This is a genomic window from Salinivibrio siamensis, assembly GCF_001996005.1.
GTDB lineage: Bacteria > Pseudomonadota > Gammaproteobacteria > Enterobacterales > Vibrionaceae > Salinivibrio > Salinivibrio siamensis.
In genome coordinates, this window is record NZ_MUFB01000025.1 from 19,751 (window position 1) to 41,204 (window position 21,454).

Genomic DNA, 21,454 nt, shown 5'->3' on the forward strand with positions numbered 1-21,454 from the left:
CATACGGAATCAATAATCAATGAGTGACTACAAAGATACCTTAAACCTGCCGGAAACCGCGTTTCCGATGCGAGGTAATCTTGCTAAGCGCGAGCCTGATATGCTCAAGCGTTGGTACGATGAAGATCTTTACGGTGCAATCCGTCAAGCGAAGAAAGGCAAAAAAACATTTATTTTGCATGACGGTCCTCCGTACGCGAACGGCAATATTCACATTGGTCACTCTGTTAATAAAATTCTCAAAGACATTATTATTAAATCGAAAACGCTAGCGGACTATGACGCACCGTACGTCCCTGGCTGGGACTGCCATGGTCTACCTATCGAATTGATGGTAGAGAAAAAAGTTGGCAAGCCGGGTCAGAAAATCTCCACCGCCGAGTTCCGGGAAAAATGTCGTGAATACGCGGCCAAGCAAGTAGAAGGTCAAAAAGCTGACTTCAAACGGCTTGGCGTATTAGGTGAGTGGGATAAGCCTTACCTGACCATGGACTTTAATACCGAAGCCAATATTATCCGAGCGCTGGGTAAAATTGCGGGCAATGGTCATTTGCACAAAGGCTTCAAGCCCGTACATTGGTGCACAGACTGTGGTTCGGCGCTCGCGGAAGCCGAAGTTGAGTACCAAGATAAAACATCACCGTCGATTGACGTCACTTTCCGCGCGGTTGATGAGCAGGCATTATTGAACGTATTTACCCTAGCGGGCGATCACCAAGGCGAAGGCCCAGTATCCGCGGTGATCTGGACCACGACGCCTTGGACTTTGCCAGCGAACCGTGCGGTCGCCGTTGCGGCGGACTTGGAATACGTCTTGGTGCAAGTGGAAGGTGACCAGCCACAGCGCTTGATCCTTGCCGCAGAGCTGGCAAAAGATGTGATGGATCGCGCGGGTATTGAGCACTATCACAACCTTGGTTTCTGTAAAGGTGAAGCGTTGGAGCTTCAACGCGTGCAGCATCCTTTTTATGACTTTGATGTGCCAGTTATCCTAGGCGATCACGTTACCACTGAATCGGGTACCGGTGTGGTTCATACGGCGCCAGGGCATGGTCAAGAAGACTTTGTGGTCGGTCAAAAATACGATCTCGAAGTAGCTAACCCGGTTGGCAGCAATGGTGTCTATCTGCCCGATACGCCGCTGTTTGCCGGTCAACACGTGTTTAAAGCCAACGACAGCGTGATTGAAGCGCTGAAAACACACGGTGCCTTATTGCATCATCACGCGTATGAGCACAGCTACCCGCATTGCTGGCGCCACAAAACACCGATCATCTTCCGTGCCACGCCGCAATGGTTCATTGCTATGGACAAAGCGGGTCTGCGAGATAAAGCGCTGCAAGAGATCAAGAACGTTGAATGGATCCCTGACTGGGGACAAAGCCGCATTGAGTCAATGGTGGAAGGGCGTCCAGACTGGTGTATTTCGCGCCAGCGCACTTGGGGCGTGCCTATTGCCCTGTTCGTTCATAAAGAAACCTCAGAGCTACACCCGGATACGCTCAACCTGATTGAGCAGGTGGCTCAGCGCGTAGAGAAAGCCGGTATTCAAGCGTGGTGGGACTTAGATCTGAATGAACTGTTGGGCGATGACGCTGATCAGTACGAGAAAGTCTTGGATACCCTGGATGTGTGGTTTGACTCTGGCGCAACGCACTATGCTGTGGTTAATCAGCGTGACGAGTTTAACGGTCAAGAAGCCGATATGTATTTGGAAGGCTCGGATCAACACCGTGGCTGGTTCCAGTCATCACTGATGACGTCGGTGGCAATTAAAGACAAAGCCCCATACCGCCGTGTACTCACCCATGGCTTCACCGTCGACGGTAATGGCCGCAAGATGTCGAAGTCGTTGGGAAATACCATCATGCCGCAAGATGTGATGAATAAGCTGGGTGCCGATATTCTCCGTTTGTGGGTGGCATCAACCGATTATACGGGTGAGATCAGTGTGTCGGATGAAATTCTAAAACGCAGTGCCGATGCCTATCGTCGTATCCGTAATACCTCGCGCTTCTTGCTGGCTAACCTACACGGTTTTGACCCTAAAACTGACTTGGTTGCTCCAGACGATTTGGTGGCGGTCGATCGCTGGGCCGTCAGCCGCGCCCTCGAAGCGCAGCAAGAGATCACTGCCGCGTATGATGCTTGTAACTTCCACCAAGTGACTCAGCGTTTGATGCAGTTCTGCTCGATTGAAATGGGCTCGTTCTACCTCGATATCATCAAGGATCGTCAGTACACAGCCAAAGCAGGCAGCCATGCGCACCGCAGCTGTCAAACGGCGCTGTTCCACATCGTGGAAGCACTGGTACGCTGGATGGCACCGATTATGTCATTTACCGCGGATGAGATCTGGAATGAAATGCCCGGCGAGCGAACCAAGTTTGTCTTCACCGAAGTCTGGTATGACGGCTTGTTTGACTTAGAACAGCAGGCTGTGCTGAATCAGGCGTTCTGGGCGAAATTGCTCGATGTTCGCGGTGCAGTGAACAAAACCCTAGAGCAAGCCCGGAATGAAAAAGTCATCGGCGGTTCATTAGAAGCGGAAGTCACGCTTTATGCACCGACAGACTTTGCCGAGAAGCTGCGCTTGATGGGCGACGAACTTCGCTTTGTGCTGTTGACCTCGAAAGCGACCGTGATCGCGGGAGATGCCCCTGATTCCGCAACACAGACTGAACTCGACGGGTTGGCTGTGGACGTGGCGGCATCAAGCGCGGCTAAGTGTGAGCGCTGTTGGCACCATGTCGCTGATGTTGGCACCATTGCGGGTCATGAAGAGATCTGTGGCCGTTGCGTGACCAATATTGCAGGAGAAGGCGAAACTCGCCAATTTGCGTGATGCAGACTCTTTCCCTCTCACAATCAGGATGGCGCTGGCTTTGGCTAGCGCCGCTGGTCTTTGCTCTCGATATCGGCAGCAAGTGGCTGGTGATGCAAACCATGGAATACGGGTTTGCGAATCGGATTGAAGTGCTGCCTTTTTTCAATCTTACATACGTGCACAACCACGGCGCGGCGTTTAGTTTTTTAAGTGATGCCGGCGGTTGGCAGCGTTGGCTGTTCAGTGCGATTGCACTGGGGGTGAGCGGATTATTGGCGTATTGGATGCGGGGAACACCGGCCAGCAAACGCATGATCAATATTGCCTATGCGATGATCATTGGTGGCGCACTGGGTAATTTGTTTGATCGTCTTGTGCATGGCTACGTGATTGACTTCCTTGATTTTTATCTCGGAAGTTCGCACTGGCCAGCGTTTAATCTCGCCGATTCGGCGATATGTTTGGGCGCTGCATTGATAATCCTAGATAGTTTTCGTCAAGGCCAGTCATCGACCAAACAAGGATGATGCGTATCTATCAGCAAAACCGCGACTGTCTAAAAGGATGAATCATGAAATCAATCACAGCGTCTAGCGAAGTCATTATGCACTTTACCATCAAACTGGAAGATGGTTCGGTTGCCGATACCACCCATAATGCGGGTAARCCGGCGAAGCTGGTGATGGGCGACGGTAGCTTGACGGAAAACTTTGAAACTTGCCTTCTTGGTTTAAAAGAAGGGGAGTCGAGCAGCTTCACCTTGGCACCAGAGGATGCATTCGGCCAGCCTAATCCGGATAATATCCATCACATGGATCGCCGTCACTTTGGTGGAGAAACGCCCGCAGAAGAAGGGGCGATCATTGCCTTTAGTGGGCCGCAAGGGCAGGAGATCCCGGGCATTGTGACGGCAGTGACTGGGGATTCCGTCACGGTTGATTTTAACCACCCGCTGGCTGGGAAGACCGTCATTTTTGATGTTGAAATTATAAGTGTGCAATAAAGGCGGACACATGAAGATCTTACTTGCCAATCCCCGTGGCTTTTGCGCAGGGGTTGACCGTGCCATCAGTATTGTTGAGCGCGCGCTAGAAATCTATCAACCTCCCATTTATGTCCGTCATGAAGTGGTGCATAACCGCTTTGTGGTGGAAGGCTTAAAGCAGCGTGGGGCGATTTTTGTTGAGCAGATCAGCGAAGTGCCCGACGACAATATTGTGATTTTCTCCGCCCACGGCGTGTCGCAAGCGGTGCGTAATGAGGCCAAGTCGCGTCAGTTAACCGTATTTGATGCCACGTGCCCGCTGGTGACGAAAGTGCATATGGAGGTTGCGCGTGCCAGTCGTAAGAATATGGAAGTGGTACTGATCGGCCATGCCGGCCACCCTGAAGTGGAAGGCACCATGGGGCAATACGCCAGTGAAACCGGCGGCATGTATTTGGTCGAAACCCCAGAGGATGTGTATACCTTGAAGGTGAGCGATCCTGATAACTTGCACTATGTGAGCCAAACCACCCTGTCGGTCGATGAAACCGCGGATGTGATTGATACCTTGCGTAAGGTGTTTCCTAACATCCAAGGACCACGTAAAGACGACATTTGTTATGCCACCCAGAACCGCCAAGACGCAGTGCGCGATTTAGCGCAAAGCTGTGATGTGATGGTGGTGGTTGGGTCAAAAAACAGCTCCAACTCAAACCGTCTGCGCGAGTTATCCGAAAAACTCGGTACGCCAGGTTATTTAACCGATACGGCGGAAGATATCGATCCGGCCTGGTTTGAAGGCAAGCAGACGGTCGGGATCACGGCCGGTGCGTCGGCACCAGAAGAGTTAGTGGATCAAATTATCGAGCGAATCAAGCAGCTGGGTGCCACCCATGTTGATAATCTCGCTGGGCGTGAAGAAAACATGTTTTTTGAAGTGCCTAAAGAGTTGCAAATTCGAGAAGTCACCTAGGGTGATGTTCAATACGGCGAGGGGAGCACGGGCTTCCCTTTTTTTCGCCAATATACAAGTGCCAAGGAACGCGCTAGAGTGATTGACTACCAAGAAGGAGCCAGTGAACTGGCATAGTGACAAAGGGGAAAATCATGGTACGTATTGCCATAGCAGGCGCGGCTGGGCGCATGGGTCGCAACCTTATCCAAGCGGTTTCACAGTATCCAGGTGCTACTTTAGGGGCCGCGAGCGAAAGACCGGAATCCAGCTTAGTCGGTACCGATGCGGGAGAGCTCGCGGGTATTGGCCGGTTAGGCGTTAATGTGGTGGACGATTTGGCGAAAGTGAGTGACGACTTCGATGTGGTCATTGATTTCACCGCCCCTGCTGCGACCCTGGCTAACCTGACGTTATGCCAAGCACAAGGCAAGCAGTTGGTCATAGGTACAACAGGGTTTGATGACTCGCAAAAGCAAACCATTGAAGAAGCGGCGGCTTCGACAGCCATGGTGATGGCCCCGAATTACAGTGTTGGTGTCAATCTTGTCTTCAAGTTGTTAGAGCAGGCAGCCCAAGTGATGGGAGAGGAGTGCGACATTGAAATTGTTGAAGCGCACCATCGTCATAAAGTCGATGCACCATCTGGTACCGCACTCGGTATGGGTGAAGCCATTGCCGGCGCAATGGGAAATAAACTTAGCGATGTGGCGGTTTATGYGCGTGAAGGGATCACCGGAGAGCGAAGCAAAGATGAAATTGGCTTTGCCACGCTTCGAGCAGGTGACATTGTTGGCGAGCATACGGCGATGTTTGCCGATATTGGCGAGCGTGTAGAAATTACTCACAAGGCGTCTAATCGAAACACCTTTGCCAAAGGCGCCGTACGAGCTGCGGTTTGGCTCAATCAGCATCAATGCGGTTTATACACGATGCAAGACGTCCTCAATCTTAAATAATTATTCATCGCGCCTCGGCGCGATGTTTTTTTCTGCTTTTCCCTCTTCCTCTGTCGGTTGCCTTCCTGGTTCAGACATTATTACCACTAATCTTGTGTTTGTTGTCATTATGGTGACAGATAGCCCTTATGCATGCTTTTGTTGCATGAGTAAACGTTTGCTAATTTACCTTTTCTGATAAGGGTAAAAAGGTGTTGATGAAAAACACATTAAGTGCGCCTTTTGCACGTTTTTTATCCGTAATTCATGGGTGAGGCTTGTTGTTATAGCGCTTTGGCGGTCGTTTCTTTATGAGTGACGAATAAAATAAAGAAAAATAACACGCTTTGATTGACACTCCCCCTGTGCATCCCTAGAATGCGCGCAATTTGTCAAAATTCAGCTTGACGTGAGTTTTGATCTTAGATGGAATACGTGAATGCAACGTTAGTCGTAAAAAGTGCATTTCTATATAACTGGAGGTTGTCTTGAGCAAGTCTGCGCTCTTAGTCCTAGAAGATGGGACAGTGTTCCACGGTACCCCAATCGGCGCTGATGGCACCGCGGTGGGAGAAGTGGTTTTCAATACCTCGATGACGGGGTACCAAGAAATATTAACCGACCCCTCTTATTCCCGTCRGATTGTGACACTCACCTATCCTCATATTGGCAACACCGGCACCAACTCCGAAGACGAAGAATCTAGCCAAGTTCATGCCCAAGGCCTCGTTATTCGTGATCTTCCCCTGTTAGCCAGCAACTTCCGCAATCAACAATCCCTTTCTGACTACCTCAAACAGCACAACATTCTCGGTATTGCCGATATCGATACGCGGAAACTCACGCGCTTGTTGCGAGAGAAGGGCGCGCAGAACGGCTGTATTGTGGCCGGTGACAGTGTGGATGAGGCCTTGGCGCTCGCGAAAGCGCAGGACTTTCCTGGCTTGAAGGGAATGGATCTCGCCAAAGAAGTGACCACCAAAGAAAGCTACCGCTGGACACAAGGCTCTTGGCAGCTTCATCAAGGCTTGCCCGAGGCTGCCGTAGAAGGTGAGTTGCCGTATCACGTGGTGGCCTATGACTTTGGTGCTAAACGCAATATTTTGCGCATGTTAGTTGACCGTGGCTGTCGCTTGACGGTCGTGCCCGCGACCACGCCAGCGGAAGAGGTGTTAGCGATGAGCCCGGATGGGGTTTTCTTATCCAATGGCCCTGGCGATCCGGCGCCGTGTGATTACGCGATTGAAGCGACGCGCACGTTTTTGTCAGAAGGCTTGCCTTTGTTTGGCATTTGTCTTGGCCATCAAATCTTAGCCCTCGCCAGTGGGGCGAACACAATTAAGATGAAGTTTGGTCATCACGGGGCTAACCATCCGGTCAAAGACTTGGAGCGTGGTGTGGTGATGATCACCAGCCAAAACCATGGCTTTGCGGCCGATAAAGACAGCCTGCCAGAGACGCTGCGCGCGACCCATGTGTCTTTGTTTGATGGTAGCTTACAAGGTATTCATCGCACGGATAAACCCGCATTTAGTTTCCAAGGGCACCCAGAGGCAAGCCCAGGGCCGCATGATGCCGCGCCACTTTTTGATCATTTTATCGACCTCATCAAACAACATCGCGCCTAATTGGAGTCGTTGAGCATGCCAAAACGCACAGACATAAAAAGCATCCTTATCTTGGGCGCAGGCCCGATTATCATTGGCCAAGCCTGCGAATTTGACTACTCAGGGGCACAAGCGTGTAAAGCCCTGCGCGAAGAGGGTTATCGTGTCATCTTGGTCAATTCCAACCCTGCCACCATCATGACAGACCCAGAGATGGCCGATGCCACTTACATCGAGCCTATCCAGTGGCAGGTGGTGAAACACATCATCGAAAAAGAACGCCCTGACGCCGTACTGCCAACCATGGGTGGCCAGACAGGTTTGAACTGTGCACTGGATCTCGAGCGCCATGGCGTGTTAGCCGAATTTGGCGTGGAAATGATCGGCGCCACCGCTGACGCAATAGACAAAGCCGAAGACCGCCATCGCTTCGATGAGGCGATGCAAAGCATTGGTTTGGATTGTCCGCGTGCGGGCATCGCCCACAGCATGGATGAGGCGCACAAGGTGCTCGACGAAGTGGGCTTCCCTTGTATTATCCGTCCCTCCTTTACCATGGGAGGCACTGGTGGGGGCATCGCCTACAACCAGGAAGAGTTCAAAGAGATTTGCGAGCGCGGCCTCGATTTATCCCCCACCAATGAGTTGTTGATTGATGAGTCACTCATTGGCTGGAAAGAATACGAAATGGAAGTGGTGCGGGATAAAAACGACAACTGCATCATTGTCTGCTCGATTGAAAATTTCGACGCCATGGGGGTCCACACGGGGGACTCTATCACGGTGGCGCCGGCGCAAACCCTGACCGACAAAGAATACCAATTGATGCGCAATGCGTCGTTGGCTGTTTTGCGCGAAATTGGCGTTGAAACCGGCGGCTCAAATGTACAGTTTGGGATTAACCCCAAAAATGGCCGCATGGTGATCATCGAGATGAACCCGCGGGTATCACGCTCTTCGGCATTGGCCTCAAAAGCGACCGGCTTCCCAATTGCGAAAGTGGCAGCCAAGTTGGCGGTGGGCTTTACCCTTGACGAGTTGATGAACGATATCACCGGTGGCGCAACGCCCGCCTCGTTCGAGCCGACCATCGATTATGTCGTGACTAAAATCCCACGCTTTAACTTTGAAAAATTTGCCGGCGCGAACGACCGTTTAACCACCCAGATGAAGTCAGTGGGTGAGGTGATGGCGATTGGCCGTAACCAGCAAGAGTCACTGCAAAAAGCATTACGCGGTCTGGAAGTGGGCGCGGCGGGTTTTGATGAGATGGTAAACCTGGATGACGATACGGCGTTAACTAAAATTCGTCATGAACTCAAAGAGCCCGGCGCCGAACGGATTTGGTACATTGCCGATGCGTTTCGTGCCGGTATGTCGGTCGATGGCGTATTTAATCTCACCAATATCGACCGCTGGTTTTTGGTACAAATTGAAGACATTGTTAAACATGAGCAGCAAGTGCGTGAGCAAGGCTTCGCGGGGCTCAACAAAGCCGCGCTGCGTCAGTTAAAACGTAAAGGTTTTTCTGATGTCCGTTTGGCAACCTTGTTAGGCGTGTCGGAAATTGAAGTACGCAAACTGCGTGACAAGTTCCAGATTCATCCTGTCTACAAACGTGTGGATACCTGTGCCGCTGAGTTCTCTTCTGACACCGCGTATATGTACTCTACCTACGATGAAGAGTGCGAGTCACAGCCGACGGATAAGAAGAAGATCATGGTGATTGGCGGTGGCCCGAACCGAATCGGGCAAGGGATCGAGTTCGACTACTGCTGTGTCCACGCATCTCTGGCCCTGCGTGAAGATGGTTTTGAAACCATTATGGTCAACTGTAACCCTGAAACCGTTTCTACCGATTATGACACCTCTGACCGCCTCTATTTTGAGCCGATCACCTTGGAAGACGTACTCGCCATCGTGAACGTTGAAAAGCCTGAAGGGGTCATTGTTCAGTACGGTGGGCAAACGCCACTTAAACTTGCCCGTGACTTAGAAGCGGCGGGTGTGCCGATTATCGGTACCAGCCCAGATGCGATTGACCGTGCTGAAGATCGCGAGCGTTTCCAAGATGCGGTGCAGCGCCTTGGCCTTAAGCAGCCTGCTAACGCCACCGTCACCGCACTGGAACAAGCAGTGGAGAAAGCCAAAGAAATTGGTTATCCGCTGGTGGTGCGTCCGTCCTACGTCCTCGGCGGGCGAGCGATGGAAATTGTCTATGATGAAACCGACCTACGCCGCTACTTTAACGAGGCCGTGAGTGTGTCGCATGAGTCGCCAGTCCTGCTGGATCATTTCTTGGATGATGCGACTGAAGTGGACATCGATGCCGTGTGCGATGGTGAAACCGCCGTGATTGGCGGCATTATGGAGCACATCGAGCAAGCTGGCGTGCACTCCGGTGACTCCGCTTGCTCGCTACCAGCTTATACCCTCAGTGACGATATCCAAGATCGCATGCGTGAACAGGTGCGTAAGCTGGCGTTGGAGCTAGGCGTCAAAGGTTTGGTCAACACCCAATTTGCGGTGAAAGATGATGAAATCTATCTCATTGAAGTCAACCCGCGTGCGGCGCGTACTGTCCCATTTGTGTCCAAGGCGACCGGTGTCCCGCTCGCGAAAATTGCAGCACGGGTCATGGCCGGACGCTCACTGGCCGAGCAAGGGTTTGTTAAAGAGGTGATTCCACCTTATTACTCGGTCAAAGAGGTAGTGCTGCCGTTCAATAAATTCCCAGGGGTTGATCCACTGCTGGGCCCTGAAATGCGCTCGACCGGCGAGGTGATGGGTGTCGGTGATACCTTTGCCGAAGCGTTTGCCAAAGCGGATTTAGCCTGTGGTAAAGCCTACAGCGAGGGTGGACGTGCCTTGTTATCGGTGCGCAATAATGACAAGCAGCGCGTGGTGGATTTAGCGGCGAAGTTGCTCAAGCTTGGTTTTGAGCTCGACGCGACCCACGGCACCGCGGTGATCCTTGGCGAGGCGGGCATCAATCCGCGTCTGGTCAATAAGGTACATGAAGGGCGACCACACATTCTTGATCGCATCAAAAACGGTGAGTACAGCTATATCGTCAATACCACGGAAGGGCGTCAAGCGATTGAGGACTCAAAAGTGCTGCGCCGTGGCGCACTGGCGGCTAAAGTGAATTATACCACGACCTTGAATGCTGCTTTCGCGACCTGTATGGCGTTAACGGCCGCCGATATGAGTAAAGTCAATCCTGTGCAATCGTTGCATGCACGGGTACGTACTAAATCATAACGGTGCGACCGTCAACGCGTATGAGCCCGCCATCTTGGCGGGCTTTTTTGTTCAGTGAGATGGCGCTCGTGTAGGCAGTAGCTGACCGCGGATCAGCGCCATATAAAATTCACGCTCAAACTGAGTAATCGGCGAGGGCACATTCTCCGGCTGTGCGTCTTCCTCGGGATGATAATGACTGACAAGTTGCACCACGATATGCTGGTTTCCTGAATCATCCTCCAAAAACCCAGCTAGATTAAAGCTGCCATACAGCGAACCACTTTTGGCCTTTAAACGCCCTTTTATGGGGGCGTGGCGAATACTCTGGCGATACTTGAGGGTACCATCCACACCGGCAGTGGGGAGCATTTTAACCATGCCAAGTGCCGGGTGAGTGGTGATGTAATGCATCACCTGCGCCAGTTGGCGGGCGCTGAGACGGTTATTACGAGACAGCCCTGAGCCATCGACCAGCACAGCCTGTGATAGGTCAATCCCAGCCTCCTGCAATATCGCTTTCACCGCCGCGACGCCATTGCGATAAGAGCCAGGCTGCTGAAAGTAGCGGCGTCCCAAGGCTTTGAGAAGATTGTCGGCAATGAGGTTGTCAGAGTCGCGCAGCATCGTGGTGAGTAGGGAGGTAAGGGGCGCTGACTGGTGACGAGCCAACTCGCGTGACTGGCTGGGCGCCCGCGCCACTCGGATATCGCCTTTCACACGCACATTCAGGCGTGCGAGCTCATCGGCCACAATGGCTTTGACGTAAGTCGAAGGGGTCTGTACGGCAAAGTTGAGGGGCAGCGGACGCTCCCGATGCGGGAGGCAACCGGAAAAATAATACGTATTTTGCGGTGTCGCGGTGAGATCGAGACCGCAATGGCGGTTAGCTTGTTCGTCCTCGCTTACCGCTCGCGCTTGGTTCTCTACCGAAACGGGCTGGTGGTCAGGGACATGCACGCGTGTCAACGTGCTATCAGGCTGGCTATAAATCGCACCTTGCACACAGTTGTGATTGAGGGTGATTGCCGTGGAAGGTGCACTGTAGCAGACCGCTAAAATGTCCCATGGCCAGCCAGGCGCACGGGTGCGACCAGCAAACGCATGCCCATCCAGATAGAGATTGTTAATGGTATCGAGACCACGACGCGGTAATTGACTCAGCAGTTGACGAATATCCTTTCGAGTCAGTGAGGGGTCACCGTTAAAAATAAGGGCGATGTCATCACCGGTTTGCACCAATCGGGTGGAAAAACGGAAAGTGCTCGGTAAATAAAGCCGAGCGGCGAGTCCGGTGAGGAGTTTTTGTGTACTGGCTGGGGGCAGCAGCGCATCGGCTTGCTCACTGATCTGGGGCTGATTTTGCTGCGCATCACTCACCCATAGCGCGACTTGGCTGCCTTTGGGGAGCAATGGTGTCAGTTGTTCCAGTGTTAACGACGGCGCCGAGGCCGATGCAAACGGCACGAGGAAAATCGCCATGGGGGCGAGGCGGCGGAAAAGAGCGGACAGCATGGTAAAAGCCTTTTTGTTTGCGCATGCATGCCATCCTACCCTGTCTAGCCTTGAAGACAAGCCGTTCGGGGTGGCCAGGCCGTCAGCTGGGCTGGGGGCGAAGCGGATAGCCGATGGATGGCTCACGCTATCACCGGATCAGAGATGATTTTGCGCGAATTCTTGTTTACAATCTAAAAAAAGCGTTGAATTCCGCCGCGCCCAGATACTCTGTTTGGGCGTGGCTTTGTTTTGCCAAAATCCCTTTGCTGTGGATTGAAAGAGGTAATGTCATTTATGGATAAAGTGCCAATGACCGTACGCGGTGAGCAGCTGCTACGAGAAGAGCTGGACAAGTTGATCAAGCGTCGCCCTGAGATCTCCAACGCCATTGCAGAGGCGCGTGAGCTCGGTGACTTAAAAGAAAACGCAGAATATCATGCGGCTCGTGAAGAGCAGGGCATTTGTGAGGCGCAAATCCGTGACATCGAATACAAGCTGTCGGTGGCACAGGTGATTGATGTCACCAAGATGCCGAATAATGGCAAAGTGATTTTTGGCGCGACGGTCACCTTGATTGACGTGAGCACTGACGAAGAAGTGACCTATCGGATCGTGGGTGATGATGAAGCCGACATCAAAGCGAATTTGATTTCGGTGAATTCTCCCATTGCTCGCGGCCTGATTGGTAAAGAAGAAGGTGAAGAAGTGAGCATCACCACCCCAGGTGGCGTCAAAGAGTTCGAAATTGATAGCGTCGATTACGTGTAGGAAAGTGTTACGGAATGTAACTTTTCTCCGATGCTGACACAGTAAAAAGGCCGCAATGCGGCCTTTTTGTTATGCTACAGCACGTACTTGATCACACACATGATTATTTGCGTGGTAATTCAATTTTGCGTGCGTCGCTTTGGCGATAAATGACCAAAGTTTTACCGATTACCTGCACTTTTTCGGCGCCTGTTTCCCGTAGGATCGCGTCGATAATCAGGTTTTTGGTCTCACGGTCTTCAGAGGCCACTTTCACTTTAATCAGCTCGTGGTGGTCAAGCGCAAGCTCAATTTCAGCGACCACGGCTTCAGTTAAACCATTGGCGCCCATTAAGACTACAGGCTTAAGCGGGTGAGCCAGTCCTTTGAGATACTGTTTTTGTTTGGTGCTGAGTTTCATGTTGGCTCGATTTCTATTTGCTAGGGGTTGAAAACATGCCATTCTAACGCCATCTCACCACAAACTGAAACAGTAGAAAGTGGGCAGATGCCATGCACGTCGTCTGCTGGGTGAGAGTGAGTCTGTCTTTGAGAATAAGCTAACGCACACAATTGCCTGAATTTTATATGAATGTGGTGCATTGGCGGGCGTAGTAGGAACAACATGGCGAATAAAAAACACTCTGCCAGCTCAGGACGCTGGCTGAAAGAACACTTCGACGATAAGTACGTTCATGAAGCGCAGAAAAAAGGATATCGGTCTCGGGCTATTTTTAAGCTAGAAGAGATTCAGCAAAAAGATCGCATCTTGAAACCGGGAATGACAGTGGTCGATCTGGGCGCTGCGCCTGGAGGTTGGTCGCAATATGCCGCGACACAAGTCGGTGACGATGGGCAAGTGATTGCTTGCGATATCCTACCCATGGATCCCATGCCAGGTGTTAGCTTTCTTCAAGGGGATTTTCGCGAACAAGCGGTGCTCGACACCTTGCTCGAGCGCATTCAACCCAACCAAGTTGATGTGGTGATGTCTGACATGGCGCCAAACATGAGCGGCAATCAGGCGGCCGATCAACCCAAAGCGATGTATTTGGTCGAACTGGCATTAGAGATGTGCCGTGAAGTGCTGGGGCCGAAAGGCAGCTTCGTGGTAAAAGTTTTTCAGGGCGAAGGCTTTGATCAGTATTTGGCCGAGGTGCGTAAAATGTTTACAGCGGTCAAAATTCGAAAACCCGACTCATCCCGTGCAAGGTCGCGAGAAGTCTACATTGTGGCTACAGGTTATAAACTGTAGTACCCTTACATTTATCTATCTCAGTTATGCGAGGCTAACACCTTGAGTGACATGGCAAAAAACTTGATTCTGTGGCTGGTTATCGCCGTTGTCTTAATGTCTGTGTTCCAAAGCTTTGGACCAGGGGACAGCGCCGGTCGTCAAGTCGACTATACCTCTTTCGTACGCGAAATCGGCAACGATCAAATACAGGAAGTAAAATTTGACGATCGTGAGCTGAGTGTCACCCGACGTGACGGCTCACGCTATGTCACCTTTATGCCTGTGATGAATGATCCAAAACTTTTGGATGATCTGCTTAACAAAAACGTGCGCGTGAAAGGGACGCCACCTGAAGAGCCAAGTATGTTGGCATCGATCTTCATTTCTTGGTTCCCAATGCTACTGCTTATCGGGGTATGGATTTTCTTCATGCGCCAGATGCAAGGTGGTGGCGGCAAAGGCGCCATGTCTTTTGGTAAATCAAAAGCCAAAATGATGAGTGAGGAGCAGGTTAAAACGACCTTTACCGACGTTGCAGGCTGTGATGAAGCCAAAGAAGACGTAAAGGAGTTGGTAGATTACTTGCGCGACCCAAGCCGTTTCCAAAAGTTAGGGGGTAAAATCCCAACCGGCGTACTCATGGTCGGCCCTCCGGGTACCGGTAAAACCTTGCTAGCCAAAGCGATTGCGGGTGAAGCCAAAGTACCGTTCTTTACCATTTCCGGCTCCGATTTCGTGGAAATGTTCGTAGGTGTGGGTGCATCACGCGTCCGCGATATGTTCGAGCAAGCGAAGAAAGCCTCACCTTGCATCATCTTTATCGATGAAATCGACGCTGTCGGTCGTCAGCGTGGCGCTGGGCTTGGCGGAGGTCATGACGAGCGTGAGCAGACCTTAAACCAGATGCTGGTCGAAATGGATGGCTTTGAGGGCAACGAAGGCGTTATCGTCATTGCGGCGACGAACCGCCCAGACGTATTGGACCCTGCGCTATTGCGTCCTGGTCGTTTTGACCGTCAAGTGGTGGTGAGCTTGCCAGATGTGCGTGGCCGTGAGCATATTCTCAAAGTACACATGCGCAAAGTACCGCTAGGCAATGATGTCGATGCGTCACTGATTGCGCGCGGTACGCCGGGCTTCTCAGGGGCTGACTTGGCTAACCTTGTTAACGAAGCAGCACTGTTCTCTGCGCGTGGTAACAAACGTGTCGTATCGATGGTCGAGTTTGAACTGGCGAAAGACAAAATCATGATGGGTGCAGAGCGCCGTTCAATGGTGATGTCGGAAGAAACCAAAGAGTCAACCGCCTATCACGAAGCGGGTCACGCAATTGTTGGTCGCTTGGTGCCTGAACATGACCCTGTGTATAAGGTATCCATTATCCCACGTGGACGTGCATTGGGTGTGACCATGTACTTGCCTGAGCAAGACAGGATCAGCATGTCGCGTCAGCATCTCGACTCGATGATTTCAAGCCTTTATGGTGGACGCTTGGCCGAAGAGCTGATATACGGCAAAGAAAAAGTTTCGACGGGGGCGTCGAATGACATCGAGCGAGCGACGGATATTGCTCGCAAAATGGTCACGCAGTGGGGCTTCTCGGAAAAATTGGGTCCGCTTCTGTATGCAGAAGAAGAAGGCGAAGTCTTCTTAGGACGCTCGGTCGCGCAAACCAAGCATATCTCCGATGAGACAGCCCGACTCATTGACTCTGAAATTCGTGGCATCATCGACCGCAACTACGATCGCGCCAAGCAAATCTTGGAAGAAAACCTCGATATCATGCACGCGATGAAAGATGCCTTGATGAAGTACGAAACCATTGATGCAGCGCAGATTGATGATCTGATGGCTCGCCGTGACGTGCGAGAGCCCGCGGGCTGGGAAGGCGGTAATGGCGGTTCATCTTCAGATGATACGCCGAGCAAGCCGGATGCCTCGAAAGCGAGCGAGTCTGACGAGCAATCTGACGACAAAAAACAAAAACCGCTTGATTCAGAAAACCAATCTGAAGCGTAAACCTCCATGAATGCAAACCCCGATACGTCGGGGTTTTTTTGATCGTGCTTGGAAACAAACACATGCAAATAACCCACAAGAATAACGCACTCCCCCTTACTCGCCCTGTCATCATGGGTATCTTGAATGTGACGCCGGACTCTTTCTCAGATGGCGGCCAATTTCAGCACCGCGATATAGCGGTTGAGCGAGCGATGCAGATGCTAGCCGACGGCGCCACCATTTTAGATATTGGTGGCGAGTCGACACGCCCAGGTGCTGCTGATGTAGAAGAGCAAGACGAGATCAATCGTGTTGTCCCAGTCATTGAAGCGATTCGTGAGCAATCTGATTGTTGGATTTCGATTGATACCAGTAAGGCTGGTGTGATGCGTGCCGCAGTAAAAGCAGGCGCCAATCTCATTAATGATGTGCGAGCGCTGCAAGCGCCTGGTGCGTTGGAAGCGGCAGCGGATCTGCAAGTGCCTGTGTGCATCATGCACATGCAAGGACAACCACGGACAATGCAAGCGGCCCCTGACTACCAAGATGTCGTGGGGGACGTGAAAGCGTTTTTAGCAGCACGTATCGAGGCCTGCACTGAGGCGGGGATCCGTCGACAGAATATTATTCTGGATCCCGGGTTTGGTTTTGGTAAGACGTTGGCGCATAACTATCAGCTTCTTGCTGACCTCGATGCTTTTCATGACTTCGGGTTACCTGTATTAGCAGGCATGTCACGCAAGTCAATGATTTATAAAATGTTAGATAAAACGCCGCAGGATATTCTGGGCGGTAGCCTTGCCTGTGCCACCTTAGCTGCGGCGAAAGGCGCACAAATCATTCGCGTTCACGATGTGAAAGAAACCGCTGATGCACTCAAGGTCGTCGCCATGGCAGCGCATGTAAAAAATGGATTAGGAGAAGAAAAATAATGACAGAACGTAAGTATTTTGGCACCGATGGTGTGCGTGGCAAGGTGGGGGAGTTTCCCATTACACCAGAGTTTATGTTAAAGCTTGGTTGGGCGGCAGGTCGTGTGTTATCACAACAAGGCACACGTAAGGTTCTGATTGGTAAAGACACGCGCATTTCTGGGTATATGTTWGAGTCGGCGTTGGAGTCGGGGCTCTCTGCGGCGGGTCTAGAAGCCGCCTTTACCGGCCCCATGCCGACACCTGCGATTGCCTACTTAACCCAAACGTTCCGCGCGGAAGCTGGGATTGTGATCTCGGCGTCACATAACCCGCATTATGATAACGGGATTAAATTCTTCTCCTCAGAAGGCACTAAACTGGCTGATGAGGTTGAGTTAGCGATTGAAGCTGAGCTGGAAAAAACACTGACTTGTGTCGAGTCGGCTGAGTTAGGTAAAGCCAGCCGCATTAATGACGCGGCCGGGCGTTACATCGAGTTTTGTAAAGGTACCTTCCCGAGCGCTTTAAGCCTGAGTGGCTTAAAAATTGTGCTCGATTGTGCTCACGGTGCCACCTATCACATTGCGCCTTCTGTGTTTCGTGAACTCGGTGCGGAGGTGACCACCATTGGCTGTGCGCCCAACGGTACCAATATAAACGATGAGGTGGGGGCCACGGACGTTCGTGCGTTACAAAAACAAGTCCTCGAACAAAAAGCGGACTTAGGCATCGCTTTTGACGGTGATGGCGACCGCGTGATCATGGTGGATCACCTTGGCAACAAAGTCGACGGCGACCAAATTGCGTATATTATCGCCCGCGAGAGCCTGCGCCGTGGTGAATTGAAAGGCGGTGTCGTTGGTACCCTGATGACCAACATGGGGATGGAGCTTGCGCTTCAGTCTCTCGGCATTCCGTTTGCGCGCGCCAAAGTGGGCGACCGTTATGTGATGGAAAAGCTGCAAGAGAAAGGCTGGCGGATCGGTGCAGAAAACTCGGGCCACGTCATTGTGCTGGATAAGGTCACGACCGGTGATGGTATTGTCGCCGCGTTGCAAGTGCTGGCGAGCATCGCCGCGACAGGGATGGATCTTAAAGCCTTAAGCGATGGCATGACGCTACTGCCCCAGGTGTTAGAGAACGTCCGTTTTAGCGGCACGGTTGACCCGTTACAAAGCGCGCCTGTGCTGGCAGCTAAAGCCAGTGTCGAGGAAAAGCTGGGCGAACAAGGACGTGTACTGTTGCGTAAATCGGGCACTGAACCTTTAATCCGAGTGATGGTGGAAGGGCCTGAGGCCGACAACGTCCACGCTTATGCGCTTGAAATCGCAGAGGCGGTGAAAGCGAATTGTTGATAACGGTCGAGCGGGTGGTCATAGATTGCGCAAACAGCGTCGAAATCAAGGTTTTTTGCAATTTCCTCTTGTTTCGTCACCGCGCTTTCGCTAGTATTCACCCGCTCCCAACAAAGGGGGCTGCGCTGGCTGAGAAGTAACACTGCCGGCTCAACAACCTGGAGCATAGGTGGAACCATGTACGAAATTCTACTTGTGATTTATCTGTTGGCCGCAATCGGTGTAATTGGCCTGGTTCTGGTTCAGCAAGGTAAAGGCGCAGATATGGGAGCCTCGTTCGGGGCTGGAGCATCAAATACTGTATTTGGCTCTGGCGGCTCTGGAAACTTTTTAACCCGAATGACAACCGGTTTTGCAATTGCATTTTTTGCCCTGAGTTTGGTGCTTGGTAACCTCACTGCACATAAGCCTGAAGCAAAAGGCGGTTTTGAAGATTTAAGCGAGCCTGCTACACAACAGCAAGCGGCGCCAAAAGAGGACGAAATCCCTGTTGATAACAGTGAGATCCCTCAGTAAAAATTGAGCCGAGGTGGTGGAATTGGTAGACACGCTATCTTGAGGGGGTAGTGCCTTTATAGGCGTGCGGGTTCAAGTCCCGCTCTCGGCACCAAGTTCACAAAGGGCATTTGCTTGCACCTTTGTTGCAAAAAGCGATATAGTAGTCGCCATCGGACGCGGGATGGAGCAGTTTGGTAGCTCGTCGGGCTCATAACCCGAAGGTCGGCGGTTCAAATCCGTCTCCCGCAACCAATTTTAGGTTGGTGAAGTGAAATATCAGGTTGAATGCAATCAACACGACCTTCGGTCGGCGCCGTTGCACGGCGCGGTAAAATCCGCTTCCCACAACCAATTTCAAGTTTGTTGTTAACATAACGGCTAAACTGAATAACGCGTTAGCGTTTCTTACTAAAGCCACGCTAACCGGGCTAGCCACGTGCTAGCCTTTTTGCCCTCGGGGCAGCACGAAGCGGACCAATAAGCCTTTGTGCAGAGAGTTACTCTCTCGTTATTGCTGAGATGATTCCGACACCAGCGATAACGGCTACGCTACTGGCGTAGCATCAGGGTCCAGTTACATTAAACCCCGATCTTCGGGGTTTTTTGTTATCTGAAGAAGACCATTCGGATAGTAACTGGGCTTTTAAGCCCTTTTTTTATTTCTGGGGTTTGGAATGACAGGATTAGAGAAACAACTGACTGAACTTTTGGCCGCGCCGGTTAAGGCGTTGGACTATGAGTTGGTTGGGCTTGAATTTGTTCGAGCTGGCCAACATTCGACACTGCGTATCTTTATTGACCATGAAAATGGCATTACCGTCGACGATTGTGCCGACGTGAGCCGTCAAGTGAGCGCAGTATTGGATGTAGAAGACCCAATCACAGTGGCTTACAACCTAGAGGTGTCATCACCAGGTGTTGATCGTCCACTGTTCACCGCTGATCATTATCAGCAATTCATCGGGCATGAAGTGAACATCGTGCTGAAAATGGCTATGCAAAACCGCCGTAAGTGGAAAGGAAAAATCCTTTCTGTCGATGGCGATACCATCACGGTTCGCGTTGACGGCCAAGATGAGGCGTTTGCCTTGAGTAATATCGCCAAAGCAAACCTGGTTCCTTCATTTTAAGAGTAAATGAGGCATTAGTAGATGAATAAAGAAATCTTGGCTGTTGTCGAAGCGGTCTCAAACGAAAAAGCCGTTCCGCGTGAGCGTATTTTTGAGGCACTGGAAACCGCACTGGCAACGGCAACCAAAAAGAAGTACGAAGCCGACATTGATGTACGTATCGCCATTGATCGCAAATCCGGTGAATTCGATACTTTCCGTCGTTGGCTCGTGGTTGACGAAGTGACACAGCCTACGCGTGAAATCACGTTAGAAGCCGCACAGTACGAAGACGAAACCTTAGAGTTGGGTGGTTACGTTGAAGATCAGATTGAATCTGTTGCCTTTGACCGTATTACCACTCAAACCGCTAAGCAAGTGATCGTACAAAAAGTGCGTGAAGCTGAACGTGCGCAAGTGGTTGAGCAGTTCATGGACAACGAAGGTGAACTGGTTACCGGTGTGGTCAAGAAGGTTAACCGTGATGTGATCATCGTTGACCTAGGCAACAACGCGGAAGCGGTTATCCAGCGTGAAGATCAACTGCCGCGTGAAAACTTCCGCCCGGGTGATCGGGTACGTGGTTTACTCTACGCCGTCCGTCCTGAAGCACGTGGCTTCCAACTGTTCATGACTCGCTCAAAGCCGGAAATGCTAAGTGAGCTGTTCCGCATTGAAGTGCCAGAAATTGGCGAAGAAATGATTGAGCTGATGGGCGCGGCGCGTGACCCTGCTTCACGGGCAAAAATTGCCGTGAAAACCAACGATAAACGCATTGACCCTGTGGGCGCCTGTGTGGGTATGCGTGGTGCGCGTGTGCAAGCCGTATCGACCGAGTTGGGTGGTGAGCGTATTGATATCGTGTTGTGGGATGATAACCCGGCGCAGTTTGTGATCAATGCCATGGCACCGGCCGACGTAGCCTCTATCATCGTCGATGAAGACACGCACTCCATGGATATTGCCGTTGCGGCGGATAACTTGGCGCAGGCGATTGGCCGTAATGGTCAAAACGTCCGTTTGGCATCTCAACTAACCGGTTGGGAACTGAACGTGATGACGGTTGAAGATCTACAGAAAAAACACCAGGAAGAAGCGCAAGCCTCTGTCGAATTGTTCGTGAAGTACCTCGATATTGACGAAGACTTTGCCGAAACCTTGGTGGAAGAAGGGTTTACCACCCTTGAAGAAGTGGCCTATGTGCCAACCAGCGAAATGCTCGAAATCGATGGACTAGATGAAGACACCGTCGAGATTTTGCGCGCACGTGCCAAAGAAGCGTTGACCACCATCGCGCTGGCACAAGAAGAGTCGCTGGGAGATGTTGAACCTGCCGAAGATTTGCTGGCACTGGATGGTGTTTCTCGTGAAATGGCCTTTAAACTCGCCGCTAAAGGCGTGAAGACCTTGGAAGATCTGGCTGATCAAGGTACTGACGATCTGTTAGATATCGACGGATTAGATGAGACCAGTGCAGGTGAGCTGATTATGGCCGCGCGTAATATCTGCTGGTTCAGCGACGAAGCGTAAAGACGGCAAAGGAG

Annotated in this window: 17 protein-coding genes and 2 tRNA genes; 17 read left to right on the plus strand and 2 right to left on the minus strand. The window is 51.6% G+C overall.

Annotation, left to right across the window (positions count from 1 at the left end):
* The first annotated feature begins 19 nt into the window (after positions 1-19).
* The 7 genes from ileS (at position 20) to carB (ending at position 10,573) form a co-directional block, all read left to right on the plus strand.
* A complete protein-coding gene (gene ileS, locus BZG73_RS12490; protein ID WP_077667058.1) occupies positions 20-2,845 on the plus strand; it encodes an isoleucine--tRNA ligase in 2,826 nt (941 codons plus the stop codon).
* Complete coding sequence (lspA, locus tag BZG73_RS12495) at positions 2,845-3,354, plus strand: signal peptidase II (protein WP_046075104.1); 510 nt, start codon at positions 2,845-2,847, stop codon at positions 3,352-3,354. Before ileS ends, lspA begins: the two co-directional genes overlap by 1 nt.
* Positions 3,355-3,398: 44 nt before the next feature.
* The gene (gene fkpB, locus BZG73_RS12500) at positions 3,399-3,830 is read left to right on the plus strand and encodes an FKBP-type peptidyl-prolyl cis-trans isomerase (RefSeq protein WP_077578307.1); all 432 of its coding nucleotides are present in this window, start codon (positions 3,399-3,401) and stop codon (positions 3,828-3,830) included.
* A 10-nt stretch (positions 3,831-3,840) separates the two neighbouring features.
* The gene (ispH, locus tag BZG73_RS12505) at positions 3,841-4,785 is read left to right on the plus strand and encodes a 4-hydroxy-3-methylbut-2-enyl diphosphate reductase (protein ID WP_046075106.1); all 945 of its coding nucleotides are present in this window, start codon (positions 3,841-3,843) and stop codon (positions 4,783-4,785) included.
* Positions 4,786-4,919: 134 nt separating this feature from the next.
* Complete coding sequence (gene dapB, locus BZG73_RS12510; RefSeq protein WP_077668460.1) at positions 4,920-5,723, plus strand: 4-hydroxy-tetrahydrodipicolinate reductase; 804 nt, start codon at positions 4,920-4,922, stop codon at positions 5,721-5,723.
* Positions 5,724-6,190: 467 nt separating this feature from the next.
* Complete coding sequence (carA, locus tag BZG73_RS12515; protein ID WP_077668461.1) at positions 6,191-7,330, plus strand: glutamine-hydrolyzing carbamoyl-phosphate synthase small subunit; 1,140 nt, start codon at positions 6,191-6,193, stop codon at positions 7,328-7,330.
* Positions 7,331-7,345: 15 nt separating this feature from the next.
* Positions 7,346-10,573: a carbamoyl-phosphate synthase large subunit gene (carB, locus tag BZG73_RS12520; RefSeq protein WP_077668462.1), complete on the plus strand. Its 3,228-nt coding sequence runs from the start codon at positions 7,346-7,348 to the stop codon at positions 10,571-10,573.
* Between the two features lie 51 nt (positions 10,574-10,624).
* Here carB and dacB read toward each other — a convergent pair whose 3' ends face one another.
* Positions 10,625-12,067, minus strand: coding sequence for a serine-type D-Ala-D-Ala carboxypeptidase (gene dacB, locus BZG73_RS12525; protein ID WP_077668463.1), 1,443 nt, complete (start codon positions 12,065-12,067; stop codon positions 10,625-10,627).
* Between the two features lie 276 nt (positions 12,068-12,343).
* On the opposite strand from dacB, the gene greA reads away from it, so the two are divergent.
* Entirely contained in the window at positions 12,344-12,817 is a 474-nt protein-coding gene (gene greA / locus BZG73_RS12530) for a transcription elongation factor GreA (RefSeq protein WP_046075110.1), read from the plus strand.
* Between the two features lie 103 nt (positions 12,818-12,920).
* Here the strand turns inward: greA and yhbY are convergent, their stop codons facing one another.
* On the minus strand, positions 12,921-13,217 hold the full coding sequence (yhbY, locus tag BZG73_RS12535) for a ribosome assembly RNA-binding protein YhbY (protein ID WP_046075111.1): 297 nt from the start codon (positions 13,215-13,217) through the stop codon (positions 12,921-12,923).
* 204 nt (positions 13,218-13,421) lie between these two features.
* Between yhbY and rlmE the strand changes: the two genes are divergently transcribed.
* The 9 genes from rlmE to nusA all read left to right on the plus strand — a co-directional run bounded on the left by rlmE (position 13,422) and on the right by nusA (position 21,440).
* Positions 13,422-14,051: a 23S rRNA (uridine(2552)-2'-O)-methyltransferase RlmE gene (rlmE, locus tag BZG73_RS12540; protein WP_077578311.1), complete on the plus strand. Its 630-nt coding sequence runs from the start codon at positions 13,422-13,424 to the stop codon at positions 14,049-14,051.
* Between the two features lie 51 nt (positions 14,052-14,102).
* Positions 14,103-16,052 (plus strand): ATP-dependent zinc metalloprotease FtsH, encoded by a 1,950-nt coding sequence (gene ftsH, locus BZG73_RS12545; RefSeq protein WP_077668464.1) that lies wholly within the window; start codon positions 14,103-14,105, stop codon positions 16,050-16,052.
* A 62-nt stretch (positions 16,053-16,114) separates the two neighbouring features.
* Positions 16,115-16,966, plus strand: coding sequence for a dihydropteroate synthase (folP, locus tag BZG73_RS12550; protein WP_077668465.1), 852 nt, complete (start codon positions 16,115-16,117; stop codon positions 16,964-16,966).
* Complete coding sequence (gene glmM / locus BZG73_RS12555; protein WP_077668466.1) at positions 16,966-18,303, plus strand: phosphoglucosamine mutase; 1,338 nt, start codon at positions 16,966-16,968, stop codon at positions 18,301-18,303. The genes folP and glmM overlap by 1 nt, the downstream gene beginning before the upstream one ends.
* A gap of 177 nt (positions 18,304-18,480) precedes the next feature.
* Positions 18,481-18,819: a preprotein translocase subunit SecG gene (secG, locus tag BZG73_RS12560; RefSeq protein ID WP_046075116.1), complete on the plus strand. Its 339-nt coding sequence runs from the start codon at positions 18,481-18,483 to the stop codon at positions 18,817-18,819.
* Positions 18,820-18,826: 7 nt separating this feature from the next.
* Positions 18,827-18,913: transfer RNA gene (locus BZG73_RS12565), tRNA-Leu, on the plus strand.
* 63 nt (positions 18,914-18,976) lie between these two features.
* Positions 18,977-19,053 (plus strand) — tRNA-Met (locus tag BZG73_RS12570).
* A gap of 422 nt (positions 19,054-19,475) precedes the next feature.
* Complete coding sequence (gene rimP / locus BZG73_RS12575) at positions 19,476-19,931, plus strand: ribosome maturation factor RimP (protein WP_077668467.1); 456 nt, start codon at positions 19,476-19,478, stop codon at positions 19,929-19,931.
* Between the two features lie 21 nt (positions 19,932-19,952).
* A complete protein-coding gene (nusA, locus tag BZG73_RS12580) occupies positions 19,953-21,440 on the plus strand; it encodes a transcription termination factor NusA (RefSeq protein WP_077668468.1) in 1,488 nt (495 codons plus the stop codon).
* The last annotated feature ends 14 nt before the right edge of the window (positions 21,441-21,454 follow it).

Excerpts from the sequence above, each read along its gene's own strand:
- rlmE (WP_077578311.1), top strand. The coding sequence starts at position 13,422 with ATGGCGAATAAAAAACACTCTGCCAGCTCAGGACGCTGGCTGAAAGAA.
- yhbY (WP_046075111.1), bottom strand. The coding sequence starts at position 13,217 with ATGAAACTCAGCACCAAACAAAAACAGTATCTCAAAGGACTGGCTCAC.
- secG (WP_046075116.1), top strand. The coding sequence starts at position 18,481 with ATGTACGAAATTCTACTTGTGATTTATCTGTTGGCCGCAATCGGTGTA.
- nusA (WP_077668468.1), top strand. The coding sequence starts at position 19,953 with ATGAATAAAGAAATCTTGGCTGTTGTCGAAGCGGTCTCAAACGAAAAA.
- dacB (WP_077668463.1), bottom strand. The coding sequence starts at position 12,067 with ATGCTGTCCGCTCTTTTCCGCCGCCTCGCCCCCATGGCGATTTTCCTC.
- carB (WP_077668462.1), top strand. The coding sequence starts at position 7,346 with ATGCCAAAACGCACAGACATAAAAAGCATCCTTATCTTGGGCGCAGGC.
- lspA (WP_046075104.1), top strand. The coding sequence starts at position 2,845 with ATGCAGACTCTTTCCCTCTCACAATCAGGATGGCGCTGGCTTTGGCTA.
- greA (WP_046075110.1), top strand. The coding sequence starts at position 12,344 with ATGGATAAAGTGCCAATGACCGTACGCGGTGAGCAGCTGCTACGAGAA.
- ileS (WP_077667058.1), top strand. The coding sequence starts at position 20 with ATGAGTGACTACAAAGATACCTTAAACCTGCCGGAAACCGCGTTTCCG.
- ftsH (WP_077668464.1), top strand. The coding sequence starts at position 14,103 with ATGGCAAAAAACTTGATTCTGTGGCTGGTTATCGCCGTTGTCTTAATG.
- rimP (WP_077668467.1), top strand. The coding sequence starts at position 19,476 with ATGACAGGATTAGAGAAACAACTGACTGAACTTTTGGCCGCGCCGGTT.
- ispH (WP_046075106.1), top strand. The coding sequence starts at position 3,841 with ATGAAGATCTTACTTGCCAATCCCCGTGGCTTTTGCGCAGGGGTTGAC.
- folP (WP_077668465.1), top strand. The coding sequence starts at position 16,115 with ATGCAAATAACCCACAAGAATAACGCACTCCCCCTTACTCGCCCTGTC.